Origin of the sequence: Psychrilyobacter sp., from assembly GCF_049671765.1 — a bacterium.
GTDB lineage: Bacteria > Fusobacteriota > Fusobacteriia > Fusobacteriales > Fusobacteriaceae > Psychrilyobacter.
The window spans coordinates 1-12,960 of the sequence record NZ_JBATVM010000060.1; the positions used below are offsets into that span (position 1 = coordinate 1).

Here is a 12,960-nt window from a genome sequence, read left to right on the forward strand (position 1 = left end):
GAGGTATAATCTAGTAATTAGGGAGGGATTTTTTATGATTAAAAAAGCGAAAAATATTAATCCATTGGTTAAAAAGATCTTTGAAGAAAATGATATTGAAAATATTTCTGATGCACAAAATATTATGAAAGATATTTTTAAAGACATGGTTTCTCTGATGCTTGAATCTGAAATGGATGAAACTCTTGGTTAGTCTAAATACGGTAGAAATACTAATAATAACTCTAGACGTTACTTAGTTCAATGTGAAGTCAATTCCCTACTGATGAATCATTAGAAAAAATACTTTATTTAACAACGTAAAATATATCTAAAAAATGGACTCAAAAATACGATCTTGGGAAAAAATATTAAGAATGTTAGTGATAATTTATCCAGAACAAGTAGACAAATATATGTAAAAAAAGAGCTGTTTTAACAGCTCTCCTCTAGTAGTTAGGAATTGAATGTACACGTAATTCGGGAAACGCCCAAAGGGTGTTTTAAATGATACCCTTTTCTTTTACTATTTTTGTCTAATTTATCTTCAAATATTATTAAAATCCTTCTTAATCTTAGTGGACATAACACTTTAAGCCAAGATTTAGAACTTTCGTTACCTTCTAAACCAATGGACCGACCTCTTTTTTATTTTTCTTATCAAAAAAACCTCCTTAGTTTAATAGACTGTACTCTTTCAACTAAGAAGATTTAAAATTAATTTACAATAAATTTGGAATACTCCCTTAATTTTTAGAATTTACAGAAACCTTGTAATAAGCCTTTATAAAAATTACTGCCTATTCTTGTTTGAATTTTTTTTCTAGATCAGCCAAATTTTTTAAATCTTTTTCTAATTTCTTTATTTCTTTTTTCATATCTTCAATTCTTTGGGCTATTTTTTCATTTTTATTTTCGATTTTATAATCATTTTTTAATCTTCTTAACTTTTCTTCGGCAATTAATTTATTTGCTTTTCTTAGTTCTTTGATTTTATTTAATTTATTAATCATAAAACAGCCTCCCAAGTTTATTCTCTTAGGTTTTTCAATTAGAATTCACTTTTTTCTTTAAGATAGTTTTTCTCCTAAAAATATCTCTTCAAAATATAAATCTTCCTTGCTTTTGGTTTTTTTAAGTCTTATTTTTTTTAAAAAAGTATTTCTTTTAGTAATTTCAACTATAATAAATTCAACTTTTAGATATCTATCTTCACCTTTCAAAGCATCCAATAATTCTAATTTTTCCACTTCATTGTATCCAAAATTTTTATCGTTTATCAATTTTTTTTTCCCATTATATTTAATATATCCGCATTTTTTTAAATTTGTCCATGATATAATAAACCCTTCTCCCTTTGTTTCTAAACCTTTAATTTTTTCTTTACTCATTCTAACCCCTCTACATTATATTTTTTATAGCTATGTCTTTTTATACTTCTTTAATATCTATATTCCTTTAATATTTTAGATTTACTTAAAAATGAAATTAGAAGTTACCTTTTCTTATAATATATATTAAAATAATGGAATAGGAGTAACTGATTATAAAAACGTAGTCCTCAAAGGAAGAAAAAGGCACAGAATATTAAATTTAGAATCCCCAAAAATAAAGCCAATGAAATCAATTTTTTATACCCAAAATTATTTTAGTATAAAAAAAGTGCGATACAAAAGTATCGCACAAGCGTTGAAGTAACTCGGTACCCCAACTAATAGGACAGGCTAACGTCTCAAAATTATTGTATCACTTTTAATAAAATATAACAAGTTATATATATAGCTATATAGCTATATAGCATATAATAATTAACAAAAACTCTATAATAGTTAGAAGTTAAAAATTAAATTTTTATTTATTACATCAGATCCAACTTTAAGTGGTATTCTTTTATTAAGAAGAAGGAAGTATTTAATAAAATTTGTAGCTATAAAATAAAATAAAAGCAAAAAAGGGGGAACTAATGAAATATCTTATATTAGGAAATGGAATTGCAGGGATATCTGCTGCACTTGCTGCTAGAGAGCAGGATGAAACAGGGGAAATAACAGTTGTAACTAAGTCACCTATGCCATTTTACTACAGGATAAGACTTATCGAATATCTTGCAAAAAATACGCCTATAGAGAAATTGATAGCTTATGGTGACGTCTATTATGATGATAAAGAAATAAATGTTATTTTAAATAAAGAAGCTGTCAATATAGACAGTAAAAACAAAAAAGTAAAATTTGATGATGGAACTATTATGTACTATGATAAACTTTTATTAGCTACTGGAGCTAGACCTCGTTACCCAAATATAGAAGGGATAGACAAAAAGGGAATCCTTAAATTTCGTGGTGCCAGTGATTCAGATGAGATAATACGACATATAGAGATATGTGATCGTGTTGTGGTATTAGGAGGAGGAGTTTTAGGGATAGAAGCTGCTAATTCATTGGTAAATTCAGGGAAAGATGTTACCGTTATAGAAACAGCTGATAGGTTACTTCACAGACAGCTAGACAGGGAAGGGTCTGAAATATTACAGAAAGCACTAGAGGAAAAGAAGATAAAATTTATATTGGGGAAAACTATCAAAAGAATTTTAGGTGGGGAAAGTGTAAAAGGAATAGAATTTGAAGATGGAACTATTTTTAACACAGGATGTATAGTCCTTTCAGCAGGGATTATACCAAGGTTAGAACTATGTAAGAGTGGAGGAGTGGATTTTAATAGAGGAATTATCGTGAATGAATATATGGAAACTAATATTGATGGAATTTTTGCTGCAGGAGATGCCGCTGAATATAGGGGAAATCTTTATGGACTTTGGGCACCATCTAAGGAACAGGGGGGGATTGCTGGTGGGAATATGACTGGAATAAAAATTCAAAAATATAATCCTACTTTGCCTGAAATACGTCTTAAAGTTACAGGAATATCTTTATTTTCAGGTGGAGAAACAGAGGAAAATGGAGTAGATATTTATAAATATAATAAAGATGGAGTATATAGAAAATTCTTTGTAAGAGATAATAAAATTGTAGGAGCTATTCTTATTGGTGATATGAAAACATCTGTAAAAGTTAGTAATTGGATAAGTTCAAAAGAGGGGCTTGATGTTCTTTATGGGTTATATGAATAGAGTTTTTAATATTTTTTTAGAAATAAAGGTGAAATATCTCTTTTGAGGAGGGATAACGTCTAGAATTAAGCTATTCTTATTATTTTTTTTTATATTTTGTAGTATAATATAATTACAAGAAAAAAAGTTTCTAAACATAAGGGTAGAGGTGATAATAAAGTGAAAAAAGTAAAGTTAATCTATAATCCCTTTTCAGGGAATAGTAAAATAATAAATAAGATTGATACGATAATAGGAATATATCAAAAACATGGATATCAATTAATTCCATTTAGAATTTCGTATGAAGCATCTTTAGAAGATGCTTTCAAAGACTTAAATGATGGTGAATGGGATCATCTGCTCCTAGCTGGTGGAGATGGATCAGTTAGCGATAGTATTAATATGATGAAGAGAAAAGGAATAGATCTTCCAGTTGGAATTTTACCTACAGGAACAGCAAATGATTTCGCGAAGTGTATTGGTATACCTAATACTATCAAAGAAGCTTGTGAACAGATAATAATGTCTGAGTCAAAAAAAATAGATCTTGGTTATGCCAATGGAAAGTTTTTTGTAAATGTATTGAGTTTTGGGCTATTTACAGAGGTATCTCAAAATACTCCTACAAATCATAAAAATACAATGGGTAAACTGGCTTATTATATTAATGGAATTAAGGAACTTCCAAAATTTAAAAAATTAAAAATATTTGTAGAGGGAAAGGAATATTTTTATGTAGGAGATGCATTTTTAGTATTTATTTTTAATGGGAAAACAGCTGGAAATATTAATATTGCATATAAAGCAGAGTTAGATGATGGAATGTTAGATGTAATAATAGTAAAAGCAGATCTAGTGCATACAGCAAAATCATTTTTAAATTTTTTAATTAGAAATCATTTAGAAGATGGTGACGAAGGAATAACTTATTTTAGAACTAATAAGATTAGAATAGATTGTGCAGAGGAGATTCGTACAGATATGGATGGAGAAAAAGGTCCACAATTTCCACTTCATATAAGTTGTAAAAAAGATAGTCTCGATATACTTGGGTATAGAAAATCTAAACCCAAGCAGATAGATAAATTTTTAAAAAATTTGAGATCGAGTTTACCCAAAAAAGCAAAGTAATTTACACTATTACATTAGAGGAGGGGCCAACTATGAACATAAAATATTTTTCTACATTAAAATTTATATTTATTAAAGCTACATATGATCTATTTCCAAATTCAAAAGTAAAGATACTTCATTCATTAAATAATGGAGTTTTAATAGAAATCATAAAAGATAAAATTATTACAGAAGATGAAGTACAGTTAATAAAAGAGAGAATGAGTGAGATAATTCATTCGGATATTACTATAAAAAAACAAAGTATGAAGAGCTGTAAATTTATTAGGAATTCATGTTTTGACCTTAGGGAAGATCTAACTAGATTAGTTGAATATTCTCCTGATCATGATATAAGTTTATACGAGATAGATGGATTTCATGATTTTTTTCATAATGGATTATTTCCTAGTACTGGTTATATTAATTTATTCGACCTTATAAAATACAAGGATAATAATGGGATTATATTAAAAGCTCCTTTGAAAGAGGGAGAATATATTCTTCCTAGTAGTGTAGACCACCCAAAGTTAGCAAAGATATTTTGTGAGAGTGAAAGATGGGGGTGGATATTAGATATTCCAGATGTAGGATCATTAAATAAAGTCAGCCAAGAGGGTGACATTGGAGAATTAATTAGAGTTAACGAAGCATTACATGAAAAAAAATTAGCCTATATAGCTGATGAAATCACTAACTGTAGAGATATTAAATTAGTTACAGTTGCTGGTCCTTCTTCATCAGGGAAAACTACTTTTACCAAAAGGCTAGCGATTCAATTAAGGGCAAATGGAATAAAACCAGTAGTAGTATCCTTAGATAATTATTATAGAGGAAGAAAATATATACCTTTAGATGAAAATGGTGAAAAAGATTTTGAATCTATAGATGGTTTAGATTTAAATTTATTGAACGAACATCTAGTTAAGTTAACGGAAGGAAAAGCAGTAGAAATTCCTATATATAATTTTAATACTGGACAGAGAGAAGCCAAGGGAATTAAGACTCAACTTTCTGAAAATGGACTCCTATTAATAGAGGGGATTCATGGTCTAAATGAAAAATTAACTAATCATATTGAAAAAATAAATAAATTTAAGATCTATATTAGCTGTTTAACTGCATTAAATATTGATGATCATAATAGGATTCCGACTAGTGAAGTCAGAAAATTAAGAAGAATTGTAAGAGATTCTCTCTCTCGTGGAACATCTGCCAACGGAACTTTGGATATGTGGGATTCCATAAGAAAAGGAGAGGAGAAAAATATATTCCCATTTCAGGAAGAAGCAGACGCTATATTTAACTCTAATTTAATTTATGAATTAGGAGTATTAAAAAGATATGCAATAAAGGAATTAAAGAAGATAGACTCAACTAGTCAACACTATGAAGAAGCTATAAGACTTATAAAATTCTTGAGTTATTTTAAAGAAATAGATAAAGAACTAGTTCCAGATAACTCTATATTAAAGGAATTTATAGGTGGGAGTTATTTTTATAAGTATTAGATGGAGGTTTTATGAAAAAACTAATTTTGATAGGATTATGCCTAATCGCCTTAGGAGGTTGTACATCAAATAGCAGTAGGGACTTAAGAGTAAAAAGAGGTGGTGTTTTAACTACTATTCAAATGTCTACTTGGATGTATGGTACCCATGTTTTATCAGATGATACAGGAAAACCATTGACAGCTCTAGACAGTAAAAAGATTAATTTAGATATGTATCAGGGTCAAAAAGTAGAAGTACAAGGACTCCTAAAAAATGGATATCCTATAGATTTAGGGCCTGAATTTTTAGAAGTTCAGACTATAGAGGTAATGAGGTAATGAGGTAATAAAAAATCAACTTACAAGAGGGGAATAATTATTTGGTTATTCCCTTCTGTTTTGATTATTTAATTTCTTTAAACATTGTATTTTCAACAGCATTGAAAGCCTGAACTTCTAATTGGTCTTCTGTATAAGTTATATTTGAACCATTTATATCAATCTCAGTTGATTCTATAAACGATCTTGTAAGCCCTAAAAAGTTGATACTGATAGGATAGCTTAATACAAGTTTTTCTATTCTATTTATGTCACCTGAAAAACTAGCTCTAATAGTAATATTTCCATTGGTTACTTTGGGAGTATTATTATAATAACTGAATAAAACTTCTAGGCTTCTAGTGTTTTTAAGGAGTTCTTTTAGATTAATATCTCTAGTTTTTATATATTTTTTTATAGAGAGGTATTTATCGATTGTGTCTAAAATTATATCTAAATTTTCCACATGTTCATCTGAAGTTATTTTAAAATTACCTTGGATTTTTTTATTTTTAAAGTTTAACTCAAAACCGTCAAGTAAATTTTTAAAGAAAATATATAGGTTCTTTCCTTTTATATTGACAGTATTTTCAGAAATTTTATAAGCAAATTTCATTACTCTATCATCATCTAATAGAAGCTTTAAAGTGAAGTCGTGATTTTTAAAATCTATAACTTGATATTTGCCTGACATATGAGACTTAATTGCAACGCCATAAATGGATTGATTATTACACTTTATATCTACTTTTCCACCAAAGATCTTTCTTTCTAATTTCATTTGAGGAAATTCATTAGATTCAAAAGGAATCTTTATATCTAGTGCTTTATAGTGGTTGATCTCTGAAAAATCATCAACTTTGTAGGATGGGCATCTATTTTCCCTAAATTCAACTAATCTTTTTTGTCTATTTCTAACTTCTGTTTCGATTATTTCCCCTTTTAGTGTGCTTTCATCTAAGTATAAAAGGATTTCTAAGTTTTCTACTATATATTTTTCTTCTATTGGTTGGAGGTCTATTGATTCTGTTTCGATATTTTCTTTTAGATTTTCAAAAGTATCTTCTGATACTATTTCTTTTTTTTCGACACAGATTTCATTACCTTTTAATTTGGATTCTTTTTTAGTAAGTATAGAGATATCTTCTTTCTCAAATATTTTTAATTGTTTTTCTTTTATATATTCATTTATTTCCTCTTCTGCCGCTACTTTTTTTATGTTTTCTTCTGAAATTACAGGATTTAACTCGCTTTCTTTGATTTTAATTGGTATAATCTCTTCTATTAATTCAACTTCTTTAAATTCTTCAGATTCTTCTTTAAGGGGATCTATATTTTTATTATTAAAATATAAAGCCATTTTTTTTACAAAATTTAGGTCATCTTCATAGATAAATTTAAATTCATTTGAAATCAACCATGATTCATCCTCTAAAGAGATTGGGTTTGAAGTTACAAAATATCTATCTGTATTAGATAAATTTGTTTTAGAAAATACCAAGTTAAGAATCTCTTTAGTTTCTTCCCCTAGATTGAAGCCTAGCAAAATCAAATTTTTATTTTTTAATTCTCCATTTAATTTTTCCCAAAAATGATCGTATAATTTTAATTTTTTAACTTTTCTCATATTTTGAGAAGTTAATATTATTCTTTCAGTATGATTATAATCTCCTAAGATTTTAAATAAATTAACATTAGATCCTGTAATCTCTTTCTCAGAAAAAATATTATGAATATTTCCTTCCTTCCATATAGATTCTAGAATTTCAGAATGATCGTGGGTGATTACAGTATCTATAACATCTATTTCTGAAAGATGTGAATAGGGATTTGATTTACCTTCTAATTCTAACTCATTGTTGAGAAGTGAAATTAGATTCATCATATTTCCAGTAGCACTATCTAAAAACACTTGAGAAACTTCAGTCAATCTCTCTTTGTTTTCCACTTTTTTTTGAATATCCTCATCGAGTTCCTTGTAGATCGTTAAGGCTAACTCGATTTTTGTAGGAATATTTAATTTCTTATTTATATTATCACCTATCCAAAGTGCATAATTCTTATAGTTTACATTTTTAAAAGTTTCCAAATCGTTCCCTCCTGCATAAATATACTTTATTAATTATACTTTATTTTTTCTCTATTCACAATGAAATTTAATAAAAGCATATATATTATCTATTACTTTTGTTAATATACATATAAATTTTAAAAGTGTGCTTAAGTTAATTGAAAAAAAAAGTTAAATAGTGTAGTATTAAAGTGAAAATTGTTTGATGATGACTAAAAATGTTAAAAAAATGATATTGTAATAGCTAAACTAATATCGTGATTAATAATTTAAGAGGTGGTTGTATGAAAAATTTAGATTTAAATAAAGTGACAGATGCTGTAGAAAAAATGTGTATGGAAGCAAATTTTTACTTAGGCTCAGATGTTTTAGATAATTTGAAAAAAATTGCTAAAACTGAAGATTCTCCTGTAGGAAAAAATATATTAAATCAAATAGTAACAAATCATGAAATAGCTCAAGAAAATCAAGTGCCTATGTGTCAAGATACTGGAATAGTAGTGGTATTTTTAGAGATTGGAACAGAGGTTTATATGGATGGAGATATCTATGATGCTGTAAATGAAGGGATTAGAAGGGGTTATGAAAAAGGATTTTTGAGAAAATCAGTTGTAAAAGACCCGTTAGATAGAGTAAATACAAAGGATAATACTCCTGGAATAATCCATACGAAATTAGTGGCTGGAAGTGACAAAGTGAAAATTATAATAGCACCAAAAGGTGGCGGAAGTGAAAATATGAGTGCTATAAGGATGTTAAAGCCTGCTGATGGGATAGAAGGAATTAAGGAATTTGTTGTAGAAACAATAAAAAAAGCTGGTGGAAATCCATGCCCTCCAATTATTGTAGGAGTAGGAATCGGAGGTTCTTTTGAAAAAGCGGCATTATTAGCTAAAGAATCTTTAATGAGAGATGTAAATGATAGTAGTACTAATCCTATAAACGCTAAATTAGAAGATGAATTATTAGAATTAGTAAATAAAACAGGAGTAGGACCTATGGGATTAGGTGGAAGAAATACAGCATTATCAGTAAAGGTAGAAACTTATCCTTGTCATATTGCCTCATTACCAGTTGCTATAAATTTAAACTGTCATGCTGCAAGACATAAGGAAGTAATCTTATAAGAGTGTCTTAAAATTATTGGAATTGATAAATTAAATCATGAATAAGAAATAAAATTTATTTATTATCTGTGATAAAGTTTTTTTAGAATTTAATATATGGAGGTTATAGAATGAAATTAACAACACCATTAAAAGATAGTGATATAGAAAACTTAAAAGCAGGAGATACGGTACTTATCTCTGGAATTATATATACAGCGAGAGATGCAGCCCATGCAAGACTGGTTAAACTATTAGATGAAGGAAAGGACCTACCATTTAATCCAAAGGGGCAAATAATGTATTATGTAGGACCAACTCCTGCTAAGCCAGGAAATGCAATTGGGAGTGCAGGACCAACAACGTCTTATAGAATGGATCCATATGCACCAAGATTAATTGAAGTAGGATTAAAAGGAATGATTGGAAAGGGTGCTAGAAGTGATGAAGTAAAGGAATATATAAAAAAACATAAAGCTGTATATTTTGCAGCAGTGGGTGGTGCAGCAGCCCTTATAGCAAAATCTATAAAAAAAGCGGAAGTTATTGCATATGATGATTTAGGAGCTGAAGCTATTAGAAAGATGGAAGTAGTAGATTTCCCTGCAATAGTTATAAATGATATTCATGGAAATGATCTTTATGAGATGGGTCAAAAAGAATTTAATCGTGAAGATTAGTTTAGAAGAAAAAATATAGTGCTTTTAGCACTATATTTTTTTTGATTAATCACTTTTAACAAAGAAATTATTTTCATTTGCAAATTTTTCAAACCTTTTAAGATATTTTTCTGTTTTATCTTTGTCTTTATAAGAAAGAGAAAAAATAAGAGCATTGATAAGACACATAACAGCAGAGAGATGATCTACAAAAAAAGCCTTCTTTACAGGGATAATAAATAAAAAATCTGCATATTCGGCTATAGGTGAGACCACACTATCTGTAATAACTATGAGTGATACATTTCTTTTTTTTAGAGTTTCTGCTATTGTTACTACATTTTTTGGATATCTTGGAAATCCAAAGAGTATAGCTGCTGTATTGTCGCTAAGATCATTGAGATAATTAAACCATCTTTCATTCCATTGATCTATTATTTGTACCTTAGCGTGGATCTTGCTAAGATTATACCCTGCATAACTAGAAAGACAATAAGAACCTTTAAATCCCACAGTAAGAATACTTTCTTTATTATAAAGGGCTTCTACTGCATTATTAAATGTTTCAGAAGATAATTCTTTTAATGTTCTATTGATTATTCCGACCTCTGATTCAAAAATATCTTGATAGACGGTAGATGCATCTTCAACTTTTTCTATTGAAAACTTATCCAAAGCAGACAACTCATTTTTTAGAGATTCTCTTAGTTCTTGTTGAAAAGCAGGATATCCTTTATACCCCATGTATGAAGCAAATCTTATTACTGTAGATTCACTTACCCCTGCAGCTGTACCTAAAGTTGTAGAGGTCATGAAGGCACATGGCTTTAAATTCTTCAAAATGTATCCTGCTAGTTTTCTTTGCTTTGGTGGAAGATCTGGTACCATGTTTTGAATTTTATCTTCTAAACTAAATTTGCTTTTTTTCATCTCATCTCCTTTTAACTACTTGTAGAATAAAGTATTTAAATAAAAAAACTCATTTTTTATTGTTTGATTTAGGATATAATTTTTACACTCTTTTGTCAAGAACTCTGGAAAGAGGATAGGGAATATATTTTAAATTTAGTTCTGATTTTGAATGATTAAAGAATAAAATTATTCAAATTAAAAAAAAAGAATAATTTTATTCAAAAAGGTGTTGACATTTTCTATAACTTTTCGTATTATAGGTTCAGTTAGAGAAAGTGAAATTATACATATTTTTTAAAACTGTAATCATATTGTTTAAAATGATTAATATCAGTAAAATAATCCGAAGTTAAGGAAAGTTTATTTTAATAATTATTAAAAATATTGGAAAACAATATAATAAAATTCGAAATTTTTCTATCAAGATGGGTCGAAAAGAACGTAATTACTACATTTAATTTGTAAATAATAAAATTAAAAAATAATAAAAAAACTAAAAAAAACTAGTAAAAAACTATTTATAGGGATAAACTAAGAATAAGAGTCATTAAAATTAGAAAAACGGAGGAGCATAACTATGTCAGTATATGAAAAGTCGTTAAAATTGCATATTGAAAACAGAGGTAAAATTGAAGTTGTTTCAAAGGTAAGTGTTAAGAATGCAGAGGATTTAAGCTTAGCTTATTCACCAGGGGTAGCAGAACCTTGTAAAAAAATTGCTGAGAATAAAAGTGATGTTTATAAGTATACCGCTAAGGGAAATATGGTTGCAGTAATAACAGACGGTACAGCAGTATTAGGATTAGGAGATATCGGTCCTGAAGCAGCACTGCCTGTAATGGAAGGAAAAGCAATCTTATTCAAAGAATTTGGTGGAGTAGATGCATTTCCTATCTGTTTAGATACAAAAGATACAGAAGAAATTATTAGAACTTGTAAATTATTAGCCCCTAGTTTTGGTGGAATAAACTTAGAAGATATTGCAGCACCTAAATGTGTTGAAATAGAAAGAAGATTAATTGAAGAATTAGATATTCCTGTATTTCATGATGACCAGCATGGTACGGCAATAGTTGTTACAGCAGCAGTAATAAATTCAGCTAAATTATTAGGAAAGAATATCTCTGACTTAAAAGTATCTATGATAGGAACTGGTTCAGCCGGATCATCTATCGCTAGAATGCTTAAAGGATTAGGAGTTAAATCATTATATGCATACAACTCAAAAGGTGTTGTAATGCAAGATAAATATGACAAATATAGATTTTTAGTAAAAGAATTATTAGATCAAAATATTATTGATACACCAGAAAACTTAGAGGAAGATACAGTTGCTGGAATGATGAAGGGAACAGACATATTTGTAGGAGTATCTGCCCCAGGAATGGTAACTAAAGATATGGTTAGATCTATGAATGCAGACCCTATTATCTTAGCTATGGCAAACCCTACACCTGAAATCATGCCTGAAGATGCTTTAGAAGCTGGAGCCGCAGTAGTTGGGACAGGTAGATCAGATTACCCTAACCAAGTAAACAATGTATTAGCATTTCCAGGATTATTTAAAGGAGCTTTAGAAGCTGGAGCTACAGTAATCAATGATGAGATGAAGAGAGCAGCAGCATATGGTATTGCTAACGTATTAAAGGAAGAGGAATTAAGGTCAGATTATATCATTCCAAGTCCATTTGATGAGAGAGTAGCAAAAGTTGTAGCTGAAACTGTTAAAAAAATAGCTATAGATAATAACTTAATTAGAAAACAATAATTATTTAAACTTTAGCATTATTGTAGGTCTTTAAACCATTACTTCAGTGTAGATATTGGTTTAAAGGGAAGTCTAATGTCTAAATTTTTTTAATTATTATAAAACATCAATTATTAAAATAAAACTTATATATATATATCTTTTTAATAAAGAAATAAACATTATTTGTTGTATAGGTTTAATTTGATTTATTAAATATAAAAGGGAGTTTAAAATGATTAAATTTAGGACAGAAGGCGATTCACTAGGAACAATGGAAGTACCTGCAAATGCATATTATGGTATTCAATCACTAAGAGCAAGAAATAACTTTGGAATCACAGGATATAAATTATCATCGACATTTATTAAATCAATGGCAATGGTTAAAAAAGCTACATCACTTATGAACTTAGAAGCTGGAGTAATAGAGAAAGATGTTGCAGAAGCT

General features: G+C 28.5%; 11 protein-coding genes and 2 pseudogenes. 9 read left to right on the top strand and 4 right to left on the bottom strand.

What is annotated here, in order from left to right; translation table 11 throughout:
• Positions 1-193, top strand: a pseudogene (locus WBG30_RS03130) (hypothetical protein); the annotation flags it as partial.
• 586 nt (positions 194-779) lie between these two features.
• Here the strand turns inward: WBG30_RS03130 and WBG30_RS03135 are convergent.
• A complete protein-coding gene (locus WBG30_RS03135) occupies positions 780-992 on the bottom strand; it encodes a hypothetical protein (RefSeq protein ID WP_424503189.1) in 213 nt (70 codons plus the stop codon).
• A 57-nt stretch (positions 993-1,049) separates the two neighbouring features.
• Positions 1,050-1,370, bottom strand: coding sequence for a hypothetical protein (locus WBG30_RS03140; protein ID WP_424503190.1), 321 nt, complete (start codon positions 1,368-1,370; stop codon positions 1,050-1,052).
• Positions 1,371-1,942: 572 nt separating this feature from the next.
• On the opposite strand from WBG30_RS03140, the gene WBG30_RS03145 reads away from it, so the two are divergent.
• The 4 genes from WBG30_RS03145 (at position 1,943) to WBG30_RS03160 (ending at position 6,035) form a co-directional block, all read left to right on the top strand.
• A complete protein-coding gene (locus tag WBG30_RS03145) occupies positions 1,943-3,109 on the top strand; it encodes an NAD(P)/FAD-dependent oxidoreductase (RefSeq protein WP_424503191.1) in 1,167 nt (388 codons plus the stop codon).
• Between the two features lie 159 nt (positions 3,110-3,268).
• The gene (locus tag WBG30_RS03150; RefSeq protein ID WP_424503192.1) at positions 3,269-4,222 is read left to right on the top strand and encodes a YegS/Rv2252/BmrU family lipid kinase; all 954 of its coding nucleotides are present in this window, start codon (positions 3,269-3,271) and stop codon (positions 4,220-4,222) included.
• 32 nt (positions 4,223-4,254) lie between these two features.
• Positions 4,255-5,715 carry a uridine kinase family protein gene (locus tag WBG30_RS03155; protein ID WP_424503193.1) on the top strand — a complete coding sequence of 487 codons (1,461 nt, stop codon included), beginning with the start codon at positions 4,255-4,257 and terminating at the stop codon, positions 5,713-5,715.
• Between the two features lie 11 nt (positions 5,716-5,726).
• Positions 5,727-6,035, top strand: coding sequence for a hypothetical protein (locus tag WBG30_RS03160; protein ID WP_424503194.1), 309 nt, complete (start codon positions 5,727-5,729; stop codon positions 6,033-6,035).
• A gap of 64 nt (positions 6,036-6,099) precedes the next feature.
• Here the strand turns inward: WBG30_RS03160 and WBG30_RS03165 are convergent, their stop codons facing one another.
• The gene (locus tag WBG30_RS03165; protein ID WP_424503195.1) at positions 6,100-8,103 is read right to left on the bottom strand and encodes an SIR2 family protein; all 2,004 of its coding nucleotides are present in this window, start codon (positions 8,101-8,103) and stop codon (positions 6,100-6,102) included.
• 266 nt (positions 8,104-8,369) lie between these two features.
• Here WBG30_RS03165 and WBG30_RS03170 point away from each other — a divergent pair, with 266 nt between their 5' ends.
• Entirely contained in the window at positions 8,370-9,212 is an 843-nt protein-coding gene (locus tag WBG30_RS03170) for a fumarate hydratase (protein ID WP_424503196.1), read from the top strand.
• A 110-nt stretch (positions 9,213-9,322) separates the two neighbouring features.
• On the top strand, positions 9,323-9,871 hold the full coding sequence (locus WBG30_RS03175; RefSeq protein WP_424503197.1) for a Fe-S-containing hydro-lyase: 549 nt from the start codon (positions 9,323-9,325) through the stop codon (positions 9,869-9,871).
• 45 nt (positions 9,872-9,916) lie between these two features.
• Here WBG30_RS03175 and WBG30_RS03180 read toward each other — a convergent pair whose 3' ends face one another.
• Positions 9,917-10,780, bottom strand: a complete 864-nt coding sequence (locus tag WBG30_RS03180; protein ID WP_424503198.1) for a MurR/RpiR family transcriptional regulator — start codon at positions 10,778-10,780, stop codon at positions 9,917-9,919.
• A gap of 559 nt (positions 10,781-11,339) precedes the next feature.
• On the opposite strand from WBG30_RS03180, the gene WBG30_RS03185 reads away from it, so the two are divergent.
• Positions 11,340-12,530, top strand: a complete 1,191-nt coding sequence (locus tag WBG30_RS03185) for an NAD(P)-dependent malic enzyme (RefSeq protein WP_424503199.1) — start codon at positions 11,340-11,342, stop codon at positions 12,528-12,530.
• A gap of 214 nt (positions 12,531-12,744) precedes the next feature.
• A pseudogene (aspA, locus tag WBG30_RS03190) lies at positions 12,745-12,960 on the top strand (aspartate ammonia-lyase); the annotation flags it as partial.